Annotated in this window: 20 protein-coding genes; 17 read left to right on the top strand and 3 right to left on the bottom strand. The window is 73.3% G+C overall.

Annotation, left to right across the window (positions count from 1 at the left end; genetic code table 11):
* Window positions 1–49 precede the first annotated feature (49 nt).
* Window positions 50–1,054, bottom strand: coding sequence for a UDP-glucose 4-epimerase GalE (gene galE / locus AB0C21_RS20670; protein ID WP_500206081.1), 1,005 nt, complete (start codon window positions 1,052–1,054; stop codon window positions 50–52).
* Between the two features lie 242 nt (window positions 1,055–1,296).
* Here galE and AB0C21_RS20665 point away from each other — a divergent pair, with 242 nt between their 5' ends.
* From AB0C21_RS20665 to AB0C21_RS20630, 8 genes are all read left to right on the top strand, one after another.
* Window positions 1,297–1,950, top strand: coding sequence for a response regulator (locus tag AB0C21_RS20665; protein WP_500206080.1), 654 nt, complete (start codon window positions 1,297–1,299; stop codon window positions 1,948–1,950).
* A gap of 106 nt (window positions 1,951–2,056) precedes the next feature.
* Entirely contained in the window at window positions 2,057–3,418 is a 1,362-nt protein-coding gene (locus tag AB0C21_RS20660) for a hypothetical protein (RefSeq protein WP_500206078.1), read from the top strand.
* Window positions 3,419–3,422: 4 nt separating this feature from the next.
* Window positions 3,423–4,568, top strand: coding sequence for a DegT/DnrJ/EryC1/StrS family aminotransferase (locus tag AB0C21_RS20655; RefSeq protein WP_500206077.1), 1,146 nt, complete (start codon window positions 3,423–3,425; stop codon window positions 4,566–4,568).
* Entirely contained in the window at window positions 4,565–5,785 is a 1,221-nt protein-coding gene (locus AB0C21_RS20650) for a glycosyltransferase (protein ID WP_500206075.1), read from the top strand. Before AB0C21_RS20655 ends, AB0C21_RS20650 begins: the two co-directional genes overlap by 4 nt.
* Window positions 5,782–7,173, top strand: coding sequence for an O-antigen ligase family protein (locus AB0C21_RS20645; protein WP_500206073.1), 1,392 nt, complete (start codon window positions 5,782–5,784; stop codon window positions 7,171–7,173). Before AB0C21_RS20650 ends, AB0C21_RS20645 begins: the two co-directional genes overlap by 4 nt.
* A complete protein-coding gene (locus AB0C21_RS20640) occupies window positions 7,170–8,552 on the top strand; it encodes a lipopolysaccharide biosynthesis protein (RefSeq protein ID WP_500206071.1) in 1,383 nt (460 codons plus the stop codon). Before AB0C21_RS20645 ends, AB0C21_RS20640 begins: the two co-directional genes overlap by 4 nt.
* A gap of 2 nt (window positions 8,553–8,554) precedes the next feature.
* On the top strand, window positions 8,555–9,349 hold the full coding sequence (locus AB0C21_RS20635; RefSeq protein ID WP_500206069.1) for a sugar transferase: 795 nt from the start codon (window positions 8,555–8,557) through the stop codon (window positions 9,347–9,349).
* 26 nt (window positions 9,350–9,375) lie between these two features.
* Entirely contained in the window at window positions 9,376–10,296 is a 921-nt protein-coding gene (locus tag AB0C21_RS20630; protein WP_500206067.1) for a hypothetical protein, read from the top strand.
* A gap of 4 nt (window positions 10,297–10,300) precedes the next feature.
* Here AB0C21_RS20630 and AB0C21_RS20625 read toward each other — a convergent pair whose 3' ends face one another.
* Window positions 10,301–10,453, bottom strand: coding sequence for a hypothetical protein (locus tag AB0C21_RS20625; protein WP_500206066.1), 153 nt, complete (start codon window positions 10,451–10,453; stop codon window positions 10,301–10,303).
* A gap of 241 nt (window positions 10,454–10,694) precedes the next feature.
* Window positions 10,695–12,122 carry a Rieske 2Fe-2S domain-containing protein gene (locus AB0C21_RS20620; RefSeq protein WP_500206064.1) on the bottom strand — a complete coding sequence of 476 codons (1,428 nt, stop codon included), beginning with the start codon at window positions 12,120–12,122 and terminating at the stop codon, window positions 10,695–10,697.
* 392 nt (window positions 12,123–12,514) lie between these two features.
* Here AB0C21_RS20620 and AB0C21_RS20615 point away from each other — a divergent pair, with 392 nt between their 5' ends.
* The 9 genes from AB0C21_RS20615 (at window position 12,515) to AB0C21_RS20575 (ending at window position 20,809) form a co-directional block, all read left to right on the top strand.
* Window positions 12,515–13,369, top strand: coding sequence for a sensor histidine kinase (locus AB0C21_RS20615; RefSeq protein ID WP_500206063.1), 855 nt, complete (start codon window positions 12,515–12,517; stop codon window positions 13,367–13,369).
* Window positions 13,366–14,013 (top strand): response regulator transcription factor, encoded by a 648-nt coding sequence (locus AB0C21_RS20610; RefSeq protein ID WP_500206061.1) that lies wholly within the window; start codon window positions 13,366–13,368, stop codon window positions 14,011–14,013. The genes AB0C21_RS20615 and AB0C21_RS20610 overlap by 4 nt, the downstream gene beginning before the upstream one ends.
* Window positions 14,014–14,115: 102 nt before the next feature.
* Entirely contained in the window at window positions 14,116–14,988 is an 873-nt protein-coding gene (locus AB0C21_RS20605; RefSeq protein ID WP_500206060.1) for a cytochrome P450, read from the top strand.
* Window positions 14,989–15,019: 31 nt separating this feature from the next.
* Complete coding sequence (locus tag AB0C21_RS20600) at window positions 15,020–16,153, top strand: alpha/beta hydrolase (protein WP_500206059.1); 1,134 nt, start codon at window positions 15,020–15,022, stop codon at window positions 16,151–16,153.
* A gap of 37 nt (window positions 16,154–16,190) precedes the next feature.
* The gene (locus AB0C21_RS20595; RefSeq protein WP_500206057.1) at window positions 16,191–17,264 is read left to right on the top strand and encodes an alpha/beta hydrolase; all 1,074 of its coding nucleotides are present in this window, start codon (window positions 16,191–16,193) and stop codon (window positions 17,262–17,264) included.
* A 58-nt stretch (window positions 17,265–17,322) separates the two neighbouring features.
* On the top strand, window positions 17,323–18,597 hold the full coding sequence (locus AB0C21_RS20590; RefSeq protein ID WP_500206056.1) for a sensor histidine kinase: 1,275 nt from the start codon (window positions 17,323–17,325) through the stop codon (window positions 18,595–18,597).
* A complete protein-coding gene (locus tag AB0C21_RS20585; RefSeq protein ID WP_149259286.1) occupies window positions 18,594–19,259 on the top strand; it encodes a response regulator in 666 nt (221 codons plus the stop codon). The genes AB0C21_RS20590 and AB0C21_RS20585 overlap by 4 nt, the downstream gene beginning before the upstream one ends.
* 89 nt (window positions 19,260–19,348) lie before the next feature.
* The gene (locus AB0C21_RS20580) at window positions 19,349–19,954 is read left to right on the top strand and encodes a response regulator (protein ID WP_149259285.1); all 606 of its coding nucleotides are present in this window, start codon (window positions 19,349–19,351) and stop codon (window positions 19,952–19,954) included.
* A 261-nt stretch (window positions 19,955–20,215) separates the two neighbouring features.
* On the top strand, window positions 20,216–20,809 hold the full coding sequence (locus AB0C21_RS20575; protein ID WP_149259284.1) for a DUF6230 family protein: 594 nt from the start codon (window positions 20,216–20,218) through the stop codon (window positions 20,807–20,809).
* The last annotated feature ends 3 nt before the right edge of the window (window positions 20,810–20,812 follow it).

The raw sequence follows: 20,812 nt of genomic DNA, 5'->3' as shown, positions 1-20,812 counted from the left end.
GTCCGGTCACCCCTTTGCGGAAGGTGGGGTGACCGGACGGGGTCGTGGGTCAGGCCACGTCCAGGGCGCGGCGGCGGTCGGCCCATTGGAGGGAGTGGCGGATGGCGTCCTCGATGCTGTACTCGGGTTTCCAGGCGAGCAGTTCCCAGGCCTTGGACGGGACGACATAGGCGCCGACGACGTCGCCGGGGCGGGCGGGGGCGTCCTCGGCCCGGAAGTCGTCGCCGACGACCTCGCGGAAGGCGGCGACGAGTTCGCGGACGGTGGTGCCGTCGCCGGTGCCGAGGTTGATCACTTCGTAGCGGGAGTGGTCGCCGGTCGGCGGGATGATCGCGTCGAAGCGGGTCGCGGCCGCGTGGAAGGCGCGGGCGATGTCCCAGACGTGGATGTAGTCGCGGATCGCGGTGCCGTCGCGGGTCTCCCAGTCCACCCCGGTGATCTTGAAGGGGACGCCCAGCGAGTAGCACTCGATCATCTTGCCGAGGGCGTGGGTCGGCTTGCTGTTCTGCAGGCCGGTGCGCAGCCGCGGGTCGGCGCCGATCGGGTTGAGGTACCGCAGCGAGATGACGCGCAGCCCGTACGCCTTGCAGAAGTCCTGCAGGAGCAGCTCCGCCATCATCTTCGAGCGGGTGTAGGGGTTCTGGGGTTCCAGTTCGGACGTCTCGGAGACCGAGAGGTCGGCCTCGGGGCGGTACATCCCCGCGGTGGACGCGAAGATCATGCGATCGCAGCCGTTGCGGACGAGGTGGCCGGCGAGATCGAGGGTCCTGGACAGGTTGACCCGGTAGTAGCGCAGCGGGTCGGTCATCGAGTCGGGCACCACGATCAGCGCGGCGCAGTGCACGGTCGCGACGATCTCGGGATGGTCGCGGAAGATCTCGTCGACCAGGTCCCCGTCCCCGATGTCGCCCTGGTAGAAGACCTTGCCGGCGGTGAACTCCTGCCGTCCGGTGATGAGGCTGTCGAGCACCACGGGAGTGATCCCGTGCTCGGCGAAGGCGGAGGCGATCGTGCTGCCGATGAAGCCGGCTCCCCCTGTGATCAGCACTTTCATGTGGCATCCCTGCAGGCCAGTGCGTCCCCTTGAGTGTCAGCCACAGAATCGGCAGCCGGCCGCGGATGGTCAATGTCTGGCACTCTCGGTGACCGGGTCCGGACGCGTGTGAACCGGCGGGGCCCGGCCGCCGTCCGCGCACGAGTCTTCCCCGGCGCCGCCTCCGCCGCGGATCGGACGGCCGAAACGAAGTACAGCGTTTGCAGGATCCGCGGAGCGCGCGCAGCGGTCATGGTCGGTACATGGAACCGATCCGCGTCCTCATCGTGGACGATCACGCGCTCTTCGCCGAGGCCCTCGCGGCGCGACTGGGGAGCGAGCCCGATCTGGTGATCCTGCCGATCGCCGCCGACGTGCGGCGCGCGCTGGCGCTGACCGCCGCCGAGCGCCCGCGGGTGATCGTCCTCGACATGACGCTGGACACCGAGAGCGGGCTGGACGTCCTGGACCGGGTCCGCAAGCGGTACCCCGACGTCCGGGTCGTGATGCTGACCGCGATGAGCGACGTGGACGCGATGGTGCGGGCGATCCGGACGGGCGCCGTGGCATGGGTGGAGAAGACCGAGAGCGCCGACCTCGTCGCCCGGGTGATCCGCTCCGCGGCGCGGCGGGGCGGCTGGATCCCGCCGGACGTGCTCGGCGAGGTGCTGCGCAGGCTGCGGGAGGACGACGCCGGCGGAGTGATCGCCGAGCTGACACCGCGGGAGCGCGAGGTCCTGCAGTGCATGGTGGACGGCCTCGGCCGCGCGGAGATCGCCGAGCGGCTGTGCCTGTCGGCGAACACCGTCCGCACCCACACGCAGAACCTGCTGGCCAAGCTCGACATGCACTCCGCCCTGGAGGCGATCACCCTGGCGATGCGCGCCGGGATGCGCCCCACCTCGGACGACTACTGACCCCGGGCGCGCTCTGGTGCAAACGGCGTAGAACGGGGTCGTCTTTTGCACGATCCCTCCGGCGGAGGGGCTTCTTACGCTCGCCGTGACGAAGCCGGAGGGAAGAGTGGAGATCGACGAAGTCGCCGCGCGGGTGGTCCGGAGCTACTGGGCGGTCCTGCTGGTCATGACGGTCCTTCCGCTGGTGCTGGTGGGGCTCGTCATGAGCGGGCGGGAGCCGCCGTACACGGCCGGGGCGCGGCTGCAGGCGAGCAGCAGGGCGACCGACGCGGCGCCGGGGGACGCGGGCGTGTCCATCGTGGTCAGCCAGGTGAAGGCGTTCGCGACCAGCGAGAACCTGCTGAGCGGGGTGCTGCGGCGGCAGCGGCTCGACCGGTCGACGGTGAAGACGGCGAAGGCGATCGAGGTCACCGGCCTCGGCACGTCCACGGTGGTGGAGCTGTCGGTGAAGGACCGCGACCCGGAGGTGGCGCGGCGGTTGGCCGACGCGATCGGCGCCGCGGTCGTCCAGGAGATCAACGAGTCCAACCAGGGCTCGATCAGGCGGCAGATGGCCGACATCGACAAGCGCGTCCGGAAGCTGGAGAAGGACCTCGGCCCGCTGGCGCGGCGGGCGGGCCGGCAGCCGGACCCCGACATCGGCGCCGCCAACGAGCGCGAGCGAGTGCAGGCGGAGCTCACCGACCTGCGGTCGAACCGGTCGGACCTGCAGACGCAGCTCTCGTCGGCCGGGACGGCGTCGGTCGTCCAGCCGGCGGTGCTGGCGCCGCGCAAGAACCCGGTCGTCATGACGGCGGCCATCGCAGGTCTGGTCGGGCTGGTCGGCGGGATTCTGATCGCGGTGGTGACGGAGATGGCCCGTCCCACGATCCCGGGGCAGCGGCGGGTCGCGCGGCGGCTCGGGGTGCCGCTGCTCGGCTGGGCCGACCGGGGCCCCGCCCGGCTCGCCGACCTCGGGCGGCGCGTCCGGCTCGCCGCGAAGAAGGAGGGCGTCGGACGGGTCGTGCTGGTCGGGGCGCCCGGCCCGCTGCCGGCCGACCTGGTGTCGTCGGTCGCGTCCGCGGTGTACGGGGACGACACGAAGATCGTCAAGGCCCGGCCCGGAGACGACGCCCCGGACGGCGACCGCGGCGAGGACGGCGGCACCGACGGGCCGTCGCTCAACAGCAGCGGGCCCGGCGGGAAGACCAGCACGTCGGTGGTCCGCGCCGGCGCCGGCACCGGCGTGATGACGAAGAAGTCCGAGATCTCCCCTTCGGAGGTCCGCCGGCCGGTCCCGGTGCGCCGGCTCTGCCAGGTGCACGCGTTCGAGGAGATCGATCCCGCTTCGGACGACGAGGTGGGCGTGGTCGTGGTGGTCGGTCCGGTGACGAGGGTCGCGGGCCTGGAGACCGTCCGGGACCTGGTCGCCGCGTCCGGCTGGCCGCTGCTCGGCGTCGTCGCCGCGTCCCGGAAGATCAAGGGGTGACCAGGTGAGTGCGTCCGTTCCGTTCACGGTTCCGTCGGTGTCCGGCGAGGTGTCCGACTCCGTCGTCAAGGTGCTCGACTCGGGCTGGATCACGACGGGGCCGCAGACGGCCGCGTTCGAGCAGGAGTTCGCCGACCACCTGGGCGCCGCCCACGTCGTCGCGGTCTCCTCGTGCACGGCCGCGCTGGAGCTGTGCCTGCGGGCGCTGGACCTCCCGCCGGGTTCGGCGGTGCTGACGCCGAGCCTGACGTTCTGCGGCGCGATCAACGCGATCCTGCACGCGGGGCACCTGCCCGTGCTGGTCGACATCGACGAGGACACGCTGGTCCCGAGCCCCGCGACGGTCAGGGAGGCGGCGCGCCGCACCGCGCCCGCGGCGATGGTCGTGCAGAACCAGGGCGGCTACCCGGTGGACGTCGCGGCGCTCGCCGAGGCGGCGGGCCTCGACCGGACGAGGGTCGTCGAGGACGCGGCGCACGGCCCCGGCGCCGCGCGCGGCGGCAGGCCGGTCGGGTCGGAGTCGTTCGCGGCGTGCTTCTCCTTCTACGCGACCAAGAACATGCCGATCGGCGAGGGCGGCGCGGTCGCCTCCAGCGACCGGGAGTTCGCCGACCGCGTCCGCGCGATGCGGCTGCACGGGATGAGCAAGGACTCGTGGCGGCGGTACCTGCCCGGCGGGAGCTGGCGGTACGACGTGCGGACGCTCGGGCTGAAGGCCAACATGACCGACGTCCAGGCGGCGATCGGGCGGGCGCAGCTCGCGGCGCTGCCGGGCTGGCAGCGGGAGCGCGCCGAGATCGCGGCCCGCTACGACGCGGCGCTCGGGGACCTGCCCGGCCTCGTGCTGCCCCAGCGGCACCTGGACGGCGTCCAGCACGCCTGGCACCTCTACCAGGTGCGGGTGCCGGACCGGGACGCGGTCAGCGCCGAGCTGGAGGCGGCGGGCGTCGCGACGTCCGTGCACTTCATCCCGGCGAACCAGATGACGGCCTACCAGGAGATCCTGGGCGCCGAGGAGTGCGCGCAGGTGCCGGTGACCGACCGGGTCGGCGAGGAGCTGCTGTCGCTGCCGCTGTATCCGGGGCTGTCGGACGACGGCGTCGAACGCGTCGTCGCGGCACTCTCCGAGGCGCTGCGGAGCCGTGCGTGAGCACCGCGCGGAAGCTCCGGGTCGCCACGGTGATCACCCGGTTCAACGGGGGCGCCGGCCGGGTCGCGCTGAACGGCGCGCTGGCGCTGCCGGACGGCGACTACCAGCACGCGATCGTCACCGGCGGCGTCGGCATGGACAGCACGGCCTCGTCCACCGGCAACGGCGTCCTCTTCGGGGACGAGGCCGTCGCCAACGCCGCCGCCGGTGACCTCACCCGGCAGGCGCACGCGGCCGGGATGGAGATCGTCCAGGTGGGGCCGCTGGTGCCGCAGGTCTCGCCGCGCGACGACCTCGCCGCGCTGCGGACGCTGACCCGCGTCCTGGCGGAGGGGCGGTACGACGTCGTCCACACCCACAGCGCGAAGGGCGGCGTGATCGGACGGGTCGCGGCGGCCCGCGCGGGCGTCCCCCGCATCGTCCACACCTGGCACGGGTTCCCGTTCAACGAGTTCCAGTCGTGGGCGCGGCGACGCACCTACATAGGACTCGAACGGATCGCGGCCAAGCGCACCGACGCGTTCCTCGCGATCGGGTCGGAGACGGTGACGACGGCGTTGCGGCTCGGGCTCACCACACCGGAGCGGGTCCGGCTGTCCTGGCCGGCCGTGGACGTGGACGCCTACGCGGCCGCTCCCGGGTCCCGCGCCCGGGCCCGCCGCCTCCTCGACCTGCCGCTCGGCGTGAAGGTCGTCGGGTCGGTCGGGCGGCTGACGTTCCAGAAGGGCCCGGAGGTCTTCGCCAAGGCGATCGCCCGGCTGCCGGACGACGTGTTCGGCCTGTGGGTCGGCGGCGGCCCGATGGCGGGCGAGATGGAGAAGCTCACCGCGAGGCTCGGCATCGGCGACCGGATGCGCTGGCTCGGGCACCGCGGCGACGTCGCCGAGGTGCTGCCCGCCTTCGACGTGATGGCGATGGCGAGCCGCTGGGAGGGGCTCCCGTGCGCGCTGGTCGAGGCGATCGGGGCGGGGATCCCGCTGGTCGCGACGGCCGTCCCGTCCAACCAGGACCTCGTGCTGGCCGGGGAGACCGGGATGCTCGTCCCGCCCGAGGAGCCGGACGGGCTCGCCACCGCCGTGTCGGCGCTGCTCAACGACCCGTCCGCCGCCGCGCGGATGGCCGAGCGGGCGCGCGCCAGGGTCGGCGAGTGGTTCTCGCCGGAGTACCTCGGGACCGTCCTGGACGAGACCTACCGAGGGAACTCCCGCCGCCCATGACCGCGATGACCGAGGCCCCGCCCGCGCCGCCGCCGCTGAGGCGCCGCACGCGGCTGACGTCGGTGGCGCTGGTCGCGGGCATCGCCTCGCTGCCGATGCTGATGCCGGCCGGCCTTCCGCCGGGCCCCGGCAACACCGGACTGCCCGACCTCGCGCTGGTCGGCCTCACCGCGACGACGCTGCTGTGGGCGGGCACCCGGAGGCTCCCGGTCCGCTGGCCGTTCCTCGTCCCGACCCTGATGACGATCGTCGCGGGCGGGATCGCCGCCGTCGTCAACGACGCGGGCGCGCTGACCCTGGTCAAGGACCTGTTCGTGCTGCTGTGGGCGGTGAGCGTCGCCAACCTCGGCCGCGACCCGGCGCTGCTGAGGGTCGCGCTCCGCGCGTTCGTATGGATCGGGACGTTCTACGCGCTCGTCATGATCGTCGGCTTCGTGCTGGGGATCGAGGCGCTGTCCGGCAAGCAGGTCGACGGCGAGCGCGCGATGTTCACGTTCGGCGACGCCAACTACGCGTCCAACTGGTTCATCTGCGTCTTCTTCATCGCCCGCGCCACCCGATGGCCGGAGACGCCGGGGAGGCGGTGGACGGTGTGCGGGATCCTGCTCGCCGCCGAGATCCTCACCGGCTCGAACGGCGGCCTGCTCGCGCTCTGCGTCGCGATCCTGCTCGGCTACCTGTTCCGGCTGTTCCGCGAAGGCAAGGCGCACCACGCGGTCGCGGTCGGCCTGTCCGCCTTCCTCGTGGGCGGGGCCGGTGTCGCGGTCGTCACGCAGGTCGACGTCCAGCCGTTCCTGGACCAGGCCAGCCAGGCGTCCCCGATCCTGCGCGACTCCATCGGACGGACGACCGGGGAGAGCACGAACTCGCGCGGCACGGTCCTCGCCACCACCCTCCAGATGATCGGCGACCAGACGCACCCGTGGGGCATCGGCCCCGGCCAGACGGAGAGGCAGATGCTGGTGCGGCAGGAGACCTACGTCCGGGAGGCGCACAACGACTACGTCGCCGCGGTCCTGGAGCGCGGCTTCCTCGGCGGCGTCGCGCTCATCGCGCTGGTCTTCGTCCTGCTGCTGAAGTGCGTGCGGATCGCCCGCCGGGACGCGCTGACCGGCGAGTACGCGCGGCTCGTGCCGCGCCCCGAGCTGCTCGGCGCGCTCGTCGCCGTCTTCCTCGTCTCCGGCCTCTTCTACGAGACGCTCCACTACCGGCACGGCTGGGCGGTCTTCGGCCTGATCGCCGCCCTCGACCTCTTCGGACGCCGCGGCGACTCCCCCGACCGCCGGCTCGTCCGGCCGTCCGTGGAGTCGAGTCCACCGTCCCATCGGCCCGGCCCCCATCGCGTGCAAGGCAGGGTCCGGGTTCGCGAGAGGGAGGTCGCGCGGTGAGCGGCCAAGCGAACCGGAACGGCGCGGCGGTCGCCGCACCGCCCCCCGCGGACGGCCCGGACGCCGGGAGCCGGGCGGGGAGCGCCCGGCGCAGGCTGCTGGCGCTGGTCGCGGGGAACATGGCGGGGAGGATCGGCGCGCTCGCCTCGCTCGGCCTCGCGACGATCATGGTCGCGCGGATCGGCGGGCCCGAGCTCGTCGGCGCGTTCACGCTCGTCCGGATCCTGCCGGGGCTGCTGTGCCAGCTGTCCAGCGCCGGGCTGCCGGGCGCGGCGCCGTTCTTCCTCGCCCGGAGCGACTACGACCAGAGCCGCGTGCGGCCCACGCTGGCGTGGCTCACCGTGATCGGCGCGACGGTCTCCGGGGTCGGCTGGCTGGCGCTCAGCCCGCTGGTCCACCTGGTGTTCTTCCAGTCGTTCGGGTGGTGGGTCACGGTCGCCGCCGCCGTGCCGTCCTTCACGCAGGGCTTCGTCTCGGTCGGCAAGGGCCTGCTCCAGGGGACCGACGACCAGCCCGGCGCGAGCCTCGCCATCGCCGTCGAGGAGTTCGTCTTCCTGCCGATCTACCTCGTGCTCCTGACCGGCTGGTACGGGCCCGGCGCGCTGATCACCGGGCTGGTGCTCGCCGACGTCGCCGCCGCCGCGTGGATCGCCCGCCGGCTCGCGCGGCGCGGGTTCTTCGCCGGGTGGGGGCGCCCCGACCGGCGGCTCGGCGCGTCCATCGCCGGGTACGGGCTCCGCGGCTACCTCGGCCAGCTCATCGACCTGCTGCAACTGCGGTTCGACATGGCGCTGCTCGGCGCGCTGGCCGGGCCGAAGGTGCTCGGCGTCTACACGGTCGCGAGCAAGTTCGCCGAGCTCGTGCAGCTTCCAGGCCTCGCGGTCAACTACATCCTGTACCCGGACTTCGCCAAGGAGGACCGGGACACCGCGACCAGGCGGACGGCCCGCCTGATCCTGCCCGCGCTCGGCGTCTCCGCCCTGGCGGCCCTGCCGCTCGCCCTGGCCGCCGGGACCGCGCTGCCCTGGATCTTCGGCGACGTGTTCGACGACGCGGTCGTGCCCACCTACATCCGGCTCGCCGGCGTCACGACGTTCGGCGTCACCGGGCTCGTCATGGCCTACCTGTACGGGGTCGGACGGCCCGGCGCCGCGTCCACCGGGCAGGGGATCGGCCTCGCGGTCGTCGTCGTCTTCGGCGCGGTCCTGATCCCGGCGCACGGCGCGGTCGGCGCCGCGGTCGCCACGTCCGTCTCGTTCGTCGCCACGACGGCGGCGCTGCTGGTCTGGTTCCGGCACGTCCGGAACACCGCGCCCGCGTCCCCCGCACCGCCCGCGCCATCCGCACCCGAGCCCCCCGCACACGACGACAAGGGGTGACCATGTCCGAGTTCGCGAGCCGTCCCGTCGACACCTCCGACGGCATCCCCCCGTCCGCGGCGCGCCGCGTGCTGGACGTCGCCGGCGCGGTCGCCGGACTGCTTCTCCTCAGCGTCCCGCTGGTGCTCGTCTACCTGCTGGTGCGGCTGTCCAGCCGGGGGCCGGGCGTGTTCCGGCAGACGCGGGTCGGGCAGGGCGGGCGGCCGTTCACGATGTACAAGTTCCGGACGATGCGGCAGGGCGTCGGCGGCCTCACCGTCACCGCCAACTGCGACCCGCGCCTGACCAGGGTCGGAAAGGTCCTGCGCCGGTGGTCGCTGGACGAGCTGCCGCAGCTGGTGAACGTCCTGCGCGGCCAGATGACCCTCGTCGGGCCGCGCCCGGAGACCTACGACCTCGCCGTCCACTACGACCGGGGCTGCCGCTGGGTCTTCGAGCACCGGCCCGGGCTGACGGGCGTGTCCGAGGTCCGGTTCCGCGACTTCGACGTGCTCGGCCCCGGGGAGGAGGTCGACCTCGCCGGCTACATCGAGCGGATCGTCCCGGCGCGGGTGGCGGTCGACGCGATCTACCTGCGGGACCCGTCGATGCGGGCCACGCTCGGCGCGCTCTGGGACACCGTCAGGCACATCCTCGGCTTCACGGTCCCGCCCCTCCGGGTGGACGCCGCCGGGACCGTCGAGCAGACCGTCGTAAGGGAGACGACCGTGAGGGAGACGACCGTGAGGGAGACGACCGTCAGGGAGCCGCGGGAGCAGCCGGTGCGCGCCGCCGAGGAGCCCGGCTCCGCCGCCTGACCACCGCTTTCGGGGAGTGACGCGGGATGGACCTCCGGGACGCCCGATTCAAGATCGCGGCCGCCGCCGCGACGGTCGTGCTCGCGGCCGGATTCCTTCTCTACCTGCACGACCGGGCGTCCGGGTACGAGCCGTACCGGGGTCCGGCGGCCCCGCCCGGGACGCCCGCGACCGAGCCCGGCGGGACCCGCCGGATCGCGCTGAACACCCGGCCGTCCGACTATCCGCGGCTCCGGGCGCTCGGCTACGACCTGGTGGACGTCAAGGCGGACCCGGCGCTCGTCGCCGGGGTCCCCGCCGGGATGCAGGCGCTGCTCTGGGTCGGCAACTTCACCTGCGGCGACTTCGAACTCGGCTGGGAGGCGTTCCAGCGGGCCGTCCAGCGGTTCGGCCACGACCCGAGGGTGTACGGGTGGTACCTGTCGGACGAGCCGAACACCGGCGACTGCCCGGAGGTCGCCGGCGAGATCCGCCGCCGCGCCCGCCACATCGAGGCGAACGCGCCCGGGCAGGTCTCGTTCATCTCGCTGACCGACTGGCCGATGAAGCCGCTGACGCCGCGACGCGTCGGCGTCGACCTCGTCGGCCTGGACCCCTACCCCTGCAAGGGCTCGCCGGAGACCCGCGAGCACTGCGACATCGGGGCGATCGACCGGATGGTCAGGATGGCGGACGCCGCCGGCATCCCGCGCGCCAAGGTCGCGCCCGTCCTGCAGACGTTCGGGCAGAGCTGCACCAAGGGCGACAAGCAGTACTGGATGCCGACGCAGGCCCAGTTCCGCGAGATCCTCGCGCGCTGGGACCGGCTCGCGCCGCGGCCTCCGCTGGAGATCTCCTACTCCTGGGGACGCCAGGAGGAGTGGGCCTGCCCCGCCCTTTCGGACGCGTCCGGCGGCGCCCACCCCGATCTGCAGAGCCTCATGAAGGCCCGCAACACGGCGCGCTGAGTGGTCAGTTGCCGCCGGGCTGGTCGGCCACGGCCGGATGCTGCGATCTCGACGGGACCGGGAACTCCAGTGAGCCGAGCCTCAAAGCCAGGACTTCCATCACACCGACGGCCAGAATCAACGCGACGGCCATAAGGCCGAGCTTCCTGCGGTTCAACCGCACACCCCTTCAAACCCCCAAATAGCAAGCGAAAAGCTAACATGCCGCGATCCAAACCCCGTTCCGGACACGCCGCGCCTCACCATTCGCAACCGTCTTGTGACCCCGCGGGACCCCGCCCGACCGCCCCGGCCCGCGGCAGGTCCGATGACTTGCGGCGGGTTGCCCTTATGCGAGGCCGGATAAGGGCAACACGCCGCAAGTCGACGGGGCGGGGTGGGTGGGTGGGGGGACAGGGTCAGAGCGGCCGGCTGGTGAGGTTGGCGGCGCGGGCGTTGAGGCACTCGCCGGTGGCGAGGTCGAAGGCGAAGTTGTGGGCCAGGCAGTGGATCCGCCCGTCCCGGACGACCGCGCCGACCGACAGGTCCTCGCCCGCGTGCGGGCAGTAGCGCGGGATGTCGTAGCGGGCGCCGCCGTCGGCGACGACGATGCGCTCGCTCTCGTCCCGTCCGGTCTCGTACGCCTCGACGGCGTCGAGCGCCGGCGCGTTCGCGTGCTTGAGCAGCCCGACCAGGTGGTCGTTGTAGACGTCGGGGTCGCGGTAGAGGCTGAGCCGGAACGAGATGAGCAGGTCCTCCCACGCCATCCGGCCGGCGAGCACGCCGTCCAGCCAGCGGGCCGCGGTGGTGATCCGGTAGTGCGGGCGGACGTCCGGGGACGCCTCCGACACCGTGAGGCCGTCCGGCGAGAAGTCCACGTCCCAGGTGCCGCCGTTCGGCCCGGTCACCTCGAAGCGGACGATCATCGCGATGCGCTGGAGGAAGTAGTCGCTGAGGCCGCCGAGCCGGGCGAAGTGGGCGGTGAACCGGTCGAACAGGTCCGGGCCGGGCTCGGGATGCCCGGCCAGCACGGCCGCGATGGCGGCCGCCCGGTCGGCGGCGTACCGCCGGAGGTAGGCGTCCCGGTCGGCGTCGGCGAAGGAGAACTCCGCCGAGACCGGGTCGCGGGTGATCTCGCCGGTGTCCAGGTCGACGGCGTCGCCCGGCTTGAAGCACTCCCAGCGCTGCCCCGGCAGATGCTCGCGCAGCCAGGAGGTGGCGGCCTCCGGGTCGCAGAACGCGCCGCCCTCCTGGTCGAGCACCCAGTTGAGGTGGTCGACCTCGGCGTCCAGGAAGCACGGCGGCCCGGCGAACGGGGCCGCCAGCACGGGCTCGGTCTGCCGGACGAGCCGCTGCGCCGCGCGCAGCTTGGCGACGCGCTTGGCCATCGAGACCTCGGCCATCTCGCCGGCCGGGTACTCGTAGCAGATCGGGTGCCAGGACGCCCCGGACGTCTGCAGCGCCATCAGGTCGAGCCGGCCGCCCGCCATGTGCTTGGCCCGCCGGGCCTGCGCGGCGGTGAGCCGGGCGTCGTTGCAGTGCAGGATCCCGCGGCCGTCCGCCACGATCAAAAAGGCGGCGTCATGGCACATGGGAGATAGTTCCGGAATGACGGTGAGCCATGATCCGCGATCGTCGAGCGCGAATTTCTCCCATGGCGGCACCTCGATTACCTGGCGCCCGCCGGCGGCGGCCGCCACGCGTTCCCGGAAGACGGGCCCGGGATAACCCGGAATGAGGATCCGGGTTCGCACCGGAAGTCGCTCGATGACCCACGGGTCGAAATGGTCCAGATGCTCGTGCGAGACCGCCACCCAGTCCGCGTCGAGCAGGGGTCCGGGATCCAAGTGATCGTTTCTCGGATACTGGTGCCAGGCCCCGAGAAAGGCCCCGGCCGGAGAGAGCCAGGGGTCCGCGAGCAGATGGAACGCGGCCGCGTCCACCGCCACCCCCGCATGTCCGATGAATGTGACCGTCGGCATGGTCAGACTGTCTCTCCGCGCCTCCCGCGGCACACCCGCCGGAATGCGTAAAGCGACTACGCCGTCAGCATGAAAGAAATACCTCGCGGTCTCGATATGTCGACTGAGACGCCACGTAAAGGGGCTGAGTTTACGCTCTGCGACAAAATGACCGCTTCCGGACAAATGGTGACATATGGCGGACGATCTACTGGACATCTCCGGGGCGGCCGGGGGACCGTCGAGACGGTGCTGGAACTTCGGGGCTGGTGGTCCTCATGAACAACGGGTGGGCTCGGTCTTCCCGGGCGGACGCTCCCATCGGGGGGAGAACGCTCGCGGGCACGGGCGTCTGGGAGGGCAGATGCCACGACCGCCGCGACCGGACGGGTGCGTCCGACCGCGGCGGCCAGTCGCTCTGGCGGCGGCGGCTGCGGCACGACATCCGACACGAACTCGGCACGATCATCATGCTGGCCTCGGCCGTCGTCGTCGCGGAGGACGTCGGCGACACCAGCCGGGCCCGCATCGACCAGCTGCTCGGCGAGACGCGGTGGCTCGACCACCTGCTGCGCCGGCTCGACGAGGACGACGACGACCGCCCGGCGCCCAACCCGGAGCGGATCCGGGTGGACGACCTCACCGCCGAGGTCGTCGCCGCGATGCGGCTCGTCACCCCGCACGAGGTACGCCTCACCGCCGGGGAGGCGTGGGCGCACATCGACCCGGTCGCCCTGTGGCGTGCGGTCCGGAACGTCACCGAGAACGCGTGCCGCGTCGCTGAGGGACGCGTGGACGTGCGCGTGGAGACCGACCAGGGCTGGCTCGTCGTCCAGGTCGACGACGACGGTCCCGGGTTCGGTACGGACAAGGGGCCGCATGCCGGGAAGGCCCCGGCCCGGCCCGGCCTGGCGTCGCTCGGCCTCGGCATCGTCCACGACCTCGTCTCCGGGTACGGCGGCAGGCTGGAGATCCGCACCTGCGAGATGGGCGGGGCGCGCGTCCGCATCCTGCTGCCGGCGTCGCCGCCCCCCGAGGACCGGCCGGCGGACGCCCTCGCCGATACGCACGCCGATACGCACGCCGACGCGCTCGCCGACGCGCTCGCCGACGACTGGCGGCCGCATCCATGAGAACGGTCATCTGCGACGACCACGCGGTCTTCGCCGAGTCGCTCTCCCTGGTGCTGGCCAACGCCGGCCACAGCGTCGTGGCGGTGACCTACTCCCCCGCCGAGGCGCTGCCCGTGCTGCGTACCGCGCAGCCCGACCTCTGCCTGATCGACCTGCACTTCCCGTCCGGCACCGCGCTCGACTGGATGCCGCGGCTGCGCGGCTCGTCCCCGCGGACGAGGTTCGTCGTGCTGACCGGCTTCCTGGAGCGGCCGGTGCTGGAGGCGGGCATCGCGGCGGGCGTCCGCGGGTTCGCGCACAAGGGGCAGCAGGCCGGCGACATCCTCGCCGTGCTGCGCCGCATCGCGGACGGCGAGGTCGTCGTCGACCAGGGGATCCGCCAGGGCGACGCCCGCCGGCACGACCAGGCGCGGCGGTTCGCCCGGTTCCTCACGCCGCGGGAGCGCGAGGTGCTGACGCGGCTGGCGCGGGGCGAGTCCACCCAGGCGCTCGCCAAGGCGATGGGGGTGACGCGCAGCACGGCGCGCAGCCACGTCCAGAGCGTCCTGAGCAAGCTCGGGGTGCACTCCCAGCGGGAGGCGGTGATCGAGGCCGCGCGGCACGGCCTCGTCAGCGTGGAGACCGGAGAGTGGCTCGCGGGATAGCGTGCACGCCGTTTCGGCGGGGTTTGCGGCGGGCACGGCCGAAACCGGCCCTTCAGCACGCGGCCGCAACGCGTTAGCGTCTGCCTGGTAGAGGAGGTACCCATGCCTCAACGGCGAGGCACGCTGCCCGTCTCCGACGCCGGGGTCCTCGACTGCGCGGACGCCTACGCGCGGGGTGTCCCCCACGACAGCCTCGAACGGCTCCGGACGCGGACGCCCGTGGTGTGGCTGGACGGGCGCACGGCCGGACGGCCGGGCGCCTGGGCCGTGCTGCGCCACCGCGACGTCCGGTACGCCCTCCTGCATCCCGAACTGTTCTCCCCCCAGGTGGACGGGGTCGTGCACGGGCCGCTGAGCGGGGAGGAGCCGCCGGGCGAGGCCGCGCTGATCGACATGGACCCGCCCACCGCGGCGATGCTCGCGCGGATCCCGCCGCGGGAGCCGGTCGACTTCGTCCGCGAGGTCGCCCGCGACATCCCCGAGACGCTGCGCAACACCCTCGCCGGCGGCCTCCACGCGCTGCTGCGCCATCCCGCCGAGTACGTCCGGCTCCGGGAGGGGCGGCGGGACGAGCGGCTCATCGACAGCGCCGTCGAGGAGATGCTGCGCTGGTGGACGCCGGTGCTGCACGTCCGGCGCACCGTGCAGCGCGACACGGTCGTCGGCGACGTGCCGCTGCTCGCGGGCGAGGAGGTCATGCTGTGGCTGGTGTCCGCGAACCACGACGACGAGGTGTTCGCCGAACCGGGGCGCTTCGTCCCCGACCGGTTCCTGCGGGACGGCCCGTCCCATCTGTGCTTCGGGTTCGGGCACCGCGCCTGCCTGGGCGCGCGGCTCGCCCGGGTGCACCTGCGCGCGCTGCTCGTCGCGCTGCTCGAACGCCCCGGCCTGCCGCAGCCGGCGGGCGAGCCGGTGATGCTGCGGTCGAGCGCCCGGCACGGATTCGCGCACCTGCCCGTCCGCTGGGCGCGCTGAACTTTTTCCGCCGCTCGGTCGTAGTAGATGCGTGGGACTCACGAGCGCGGGGACGCTGAGCCTGCTGTTTCTGCTGGCCGTCGGCTGCATGGCCGCGACCGTGCGCGCCTGGCCGCGCGCCGCTTCGTCCGGGCCGCGGGCCGTGGGGGTCCGCACGCTGATGCTGGCGGGCTGCCAGTTAGTCATCCTGCTCACGCTGCTCGCGGCCCTGAACGCGCACTACCTCTTCTACGGTTCCTGGACGGACCTGCTGAGCGCCGCGGGCGGAAGCGCGCAGCCGCACCGGCCGCCCGGGGGCAACGCCGCCGCCGCGACGCGGGCCGTGCGGACGGTGCAGTCGGGCCTCGACCCGGGGCCGCGCGCCGAGCACGTCCCGGCCAAGGACGGCCAGGTCGAGCGGCTCGACATCCGCGGCGTCCGGACGGGCCTCGCGTCGGAGGCGTACGTGTACCTGCCGCCGCAGTACTTCCAGCGCGCCTACGCCGCCCGCCGCTTCCCGGTCGTGCTCATGCTGGCCGGTTACCCGGCGGCGGACCGGCTCGCGTGGATCCGCCAGGGGCACGTCCCCGCCGACGTCGCGCGGGCGCAGGCGCAGCGGCGGATCCAGCCGATGATCTACGTGATGATGCGGCCGACCGTGGTGCGCGGCTGGGACACCGAGTGCGCCGACGTGCCCGGCGGGCCGCAGGTCGAGACGTTCTTCGCGCAGGACGTCCCCGAGGCGGTCGCCGGGACCTACCGGGTGCCGCGGGACCGGAGCGGCTGGGGGCTCGCCGGCTACTCCACCGGCGGGTTCTGCGCCGCGAAGCTCGCGATGCTCCACTCCGACCGGTTCTTCGCCGCCGTCAGCATGGCCGGGCACTTCGACGCGCTGCTCGACCCCACGACCCGCGACCTGTACGGCGGGAGCCGGGCCGTCCGGCTGAGCGACGACCTCGTCTGGCGGCTGCGGCACCTGCCCGCGCCGCCGGTGTCGATCCTGGTCGCCTCGGCGGACGTCGGCGAGAAGACGTTCCCGTCGGCGCAGCGGTTCATGCGGGCCGCGCGCCCTCCGCTGGTCGTGGACAAGGTGCTGCTGCGCAGCGGCGGCCACAACTTCAAGACGTTCCGCAAGTACATCCCGCCGTCCATCAGGTGGCTGAGCGCGCGGCTGAGGGCCGAGTGACCCGGAACGGGAGCCGACATGGAACCGGTGAGCTGACATGGAACCGGTGAGCGCCGCCCTCATCGGGCCGGTGTGCCTGCTGGCGCTGGGCTGCGCGGTCGCGGCCGTCGTCCTGTGGCGGCGGCCGGCGGGGCCCGGCGTCCGGGCCGTGCTGGCGCGCTCGGGACTCCTGCTGGCCACGCAGGCCGCGCTCACCGCGTCGGTCGTGCTGCTGGCCAACCGGTACTTCGTGTTCTACGCGACGTGGAACGACCTGCTCGGCAACGACCCCGCGAAGGTCCACGTCCAGCACGTCCAGCCGCAGCACGCGGCGGGACGCCTCGTCCAGCGCACCGTGACCGATCTCGCGCCCAAGCGGGCGGGTCACAAGCAGGACCCCGCCGAGGACGGGCGGGTCGACCGCCTGACGATCCACGGCGGCCGGAGCGGCATCGAGGGCGAGGCGTACGTCTACCTCCCGCCGCAGTACTTCCAGAGGGCCGAGCCGCTGCCCGTCGTCGTCCTCATGGCGGAGGGCGCGCCCGCGGACTGGCTGCGGGACGCCGGCCTGCCATCGGCCGCCAGAGGGACGCAGCCGATGGTGTACGCGATGGTGCGGATCCACGGCGCCGCCGACTGCATGGACGTGCCGGGGCGGCACGCCACGCTCGGCGGGACCTACCTCTCCCAGGACGTTCCGGAGGCCCTGGCCTCGCAGTACCGGGTGGCGCGGGGCGGCGAGGGATGGGCCGTCGCGGGGACGGGCGCCGGCGGGTACTGCGCCGCCCGGCTGGCGATGCTGCGCTCCGACCGGTTCACCGCCGCCGCGAGCCTCGGCGGCCGGTTCGGCGCGCCGGACGGCGACCTCTACGGCGGAAGCGAGCGCTACCGGCTCGCGGGCGACCTTCTGTGGCGGCTCCAGAACGTCCCGCCGCCGCCGGTGTCGGTCCTGGTCGCGTCCGGCAAGCAGGACGAGCAGGCCCGGCGGTTCGTCTCACTGGCGCGCCCTCCGATGCGCGTCGGGACGTCCCTGGTGGACGGCTCCCCCGCGTCCGCGTCCCAGTGGCGCGACCACGTCCCGGGCGTCCTGGCATGGCTGGGCGCCCGGCTCCGGATACCTCCCGCGGAGTAGGGGCGCTGACTCCCCACGGCCGACGTGGCGCCGCAAGCGCATGTCCTAACGTGCAGGAATGAGCACTTCGCCGCCGCGTTGGCCGCGGCCCGCCGAGTGGCCGGTGTGGGTCGTCCCCCTCCTGCTCGCCTTCTTCCAGGTGTTCGGGTCGCTGGGCGCGCAGGACAACGGGCGTCAGGGGCGGTCGTCCGACGGCCCGCCCTGGAGGCACGGGGGCGACGACGTCGGGCAGACCGCGCTGGACCCGCTCGGCTTCGCGCTGCTCCTCGCCGGGCCCGTCCTGCTGCTGTTCCGGCGCCGGTACCCGGTGTTCACGGTGTGCTCCACCGCGGCGGTGACCGCCGTGTACTTCCTGCGCGCCTACACCTACGGCCCGGCGCCGCTGTCCCTGGTCGTCGCGATGATGGCCGCCGTCGTCGCCGGGCACCGGCTGCTGGTCTGGGCGGGGACGGGCATCGGCCTCGCGGCCTACCTCGGCCTGACCGCGCTGATCGGCGTCCCGGCCGCGGAGCGCGGGCAGGGCGGCCCGTTCCCGGTGGAGCGGCCGACGCTCGGCGGGTCGGCCTTCGTCATCGGCTGGGCGCTGGTCGTGCTCGTCACCGCCGAGCTGATCCGGATGCGCGCGCAGCGCGCCGCCGAGACCGCCCGCACGCGCGCCGAGGAGGAGCGCCGCCAGGCCAGCGAGGAGCGGCTGCGCATGGCCCGCGAACTGCACGACGTGCTCGCGCACAACATCTCGATGATCAACGTGCAGGCGGGCGTGGCGCTGCACCTGATGGACGAGAACCCCGAGCAGGCCCGGACGGCGCTCGCCGCCATCAAGGACGCCAGCAAGGAGGCGCTCACCGAGATGCGCGGGGTGATCGGCGCGCTGCGGGCGCAGGGCGAGACCGCGCCGCGGGCCCCGACCGCCGGGCTGGAGCGGCTGGACGACCTGCTCGACCGCGCCCGGTCCGCGGGGCTGGCGGTCGAGGCCGAGACCACCGGCGAGCGGCGGCCGCTGCCCGCCGGCGCCGACCTGGCCGCGTACCGGATCGTCCAGGAGTCGCTGACGAACGTGACCCGGCACGCGGGGCCCGGCCCGGTGACGGCGCGGGTCCGCATCGCCTACGGTGAGCACGAGATCGTGGTGGAGGTCGAGGACGACGGCCGGGGCGTGTCCCCGCTGGACGACCGTCCGGCCGGCAGCGGGATCCGCGGCATGCGCGAGCGGGCCGCCGCGCTCGGCGGCGCGTTCGACGCCGGTCCGCGGCCGGGCGGCGGGTTCGCCGTGCGGGCGCGGCTTCCGCTGGACGCCGAGGCGGACGCACGGGCCGGAGGGGACGCGCGATGATCAAGGTGCTGCTGGCCGACGACCAGGTGCTGGTGCGGGCCGGGTTCCGGGCGCTGCTGGACGCGCAGCCCGACATCGAGGTCGTCGGAGAGGCGAGCGACGGCGCGGAGGCGGTGGAGCGGGCCCGCCGGCTGCGCCCCGACGTCATCCTGATGGACATCCGCATGCCCGGCCTGGACGGCCTGGAGGCGACCCGGCGGATCGCCTCCGACGAGCGGATGGACGGCGTGCGGATCGTGATCCTCACCACGTTCGAGCTGGACGAGTACGTCTTCGAGGCGCTGCGCGGCGGCGCGAGCGGGTTCCTGGTGAAGGACACCGAGCCGGTGGAGCTCATCCACGCCGTCCGGGCCGTCGCGGACGGGGACGCGCTGCTGTCGCCGAGCGTCACGCGGCGGCTGATCGCCGAGTTCGCCGCGCGGGCCAAGGAGCCCGCGCCCTCGCCGCGGCTGAACGCGCTCACCGAGCGGGAGCGGGAGGTGATGGCGCTGGTCGGCGAGGGGCTGTCGAACGAGGAGATCGCCGCGCGGCTGGTGGTGAGCCCCGCCACGGCGAAGACCCACGTCAGCCGCACGATGGTGAAGCTCGGGGCGCGGGACCGGGCGCAGCTCGTCGTGTTCGCCTACGAGTCGGGACTGGTCAAACCGGGCTGGCTGCCCTAGAAATTTTACTCTGCGGCGATTCACTGTTGTCGCCCGCAGGACCATGACAGGGTGGACGGTACAGGCCGTCACCGACGCTAGGGAGTCCGGTGCCGCACGACGCGAGGATTCTGGCCGTCGACGACCGCGAGGAGAATCTCACCGCCCTCACGGCCGTGCTCGACGCGCTGCCGGTCGAGGTCGTGCCCGTCACCTCCGGCCAGGCCGCCTTGAAGGAACTGCTGAACGACGACTTCGCGCTGATCCTGCTCGATGTCGTGATGCCGGAGATGGACGGGTTCGAGACGGCCGAGCACATCAAGTCCCGGCCGCGCACCCGCGACGTCCCGATCATCTTCCTCACCGCGGGCGGCGGCACCGGCGAGCAGGCGTTCCGCGGTTACGCGGCGGGCGCCGTCGACTACCTCACCAAGCCGTTCGACCCGTGGCTGCTGCGCGCGAAGGTGTCGGTGTTCGTGGAGCTGCACCGCCGCAACCAGCAGCTGCGGGAGCAGGCCCGGCTGCTGCGCCAGACGCTGGAGGAGGGCGAGGGCTCGGCGGCGGGGTACGACAGGCTCCTGGCGGCCCTCGACCAGCGGGTCTCCCGCATCGAGGCGGACGTCGCCCGGATGCGGTCCGGCGAGTCCGCCGACGACCTCGACGCCCATGTCGCCGATCTGCGCATGGCGCTCGACGCCCTGACCGCGGGCGCCTGAACCTCTCCTTCCCCTGCGGGGCGGCGCCTGCCGCGCCCGTCAGCAGCTACTTACCGTAGCCGGTCTCCGCTTCGGCCTCGTCCGGGCCCCCTCCCCCGCCCGAACATGATCTTGCAGGTCAGCCGACTCGAATCTTTTACCTTTCGTATTGCTTGTCCGGTTTGTCGCAAGTAAGTACTTGGGGGTAACTTGCACTCTGCGTCACATCAGTGACCCGTGTCACCGAGGTCCGTCGAGGACCACGACCCCCCGGGAGCCCCCATGTCCCCCTCATCCGACGCCGCGCTCGGCCGCGTCCGCTGGAAGCGGTTCGCCGCGATCGCCGCCCCCGCCGCGGTCGGCGCGGGCGCGCTCGTCTTCATGACCGCGCAGGGCGCGATCGCCTCCTCCTTCGCCGTCTCGGGCGGCAGCTTCAAGGTCAGCGCCGACTCGCTGAGCGGGCAGGGCTTCGTCCAGTACGGCGGGATCGACGCGAGCAAGGACGGCGCCAAGCACCCGGTGCAGGTCTCGGCCATCAGGTCCGCGCAGATCCGCGACATGTGCCAGTCGGTGAAGGTCGGCCCGTTCACGCTGCGCCTGACCGCCGGCACCGGCGCCAAGCCCGTCGAGGCGAGCGACCTCGTCCTGGACGTGGAGCAGCTCGACGCCGACGCCACGTTCTCCAACATCGAGATCGGGCGGGACGCGAGCACGCTGGACAAGGGCCCGGACGGCGCCCAGGGCGCGGCGGGCATGTTCGGGCAGCAGGCGTCCACGATCGAGCTGCGGAACGTCAGGCAGGTCGCGTGGGCGACCACCGCCGGGACCTTCAAGCTGAACGACCTCAGCATGAAGCTCGGCGCCGAGTGCTTCTGAGGC

The organism is Spirillospora sp. NPDC049024 (assembly GCF_040649235.1).
GTDB lineage: Bacteria > Actinomycetota > Actinomycetes > Streptosporangiales > Streptosporangiaceae > Spirillospora.
Note: the sequence above shows the minus strand (reverse complement) of the source record. Positions and strands in the feature narration are given on the sequence as shown.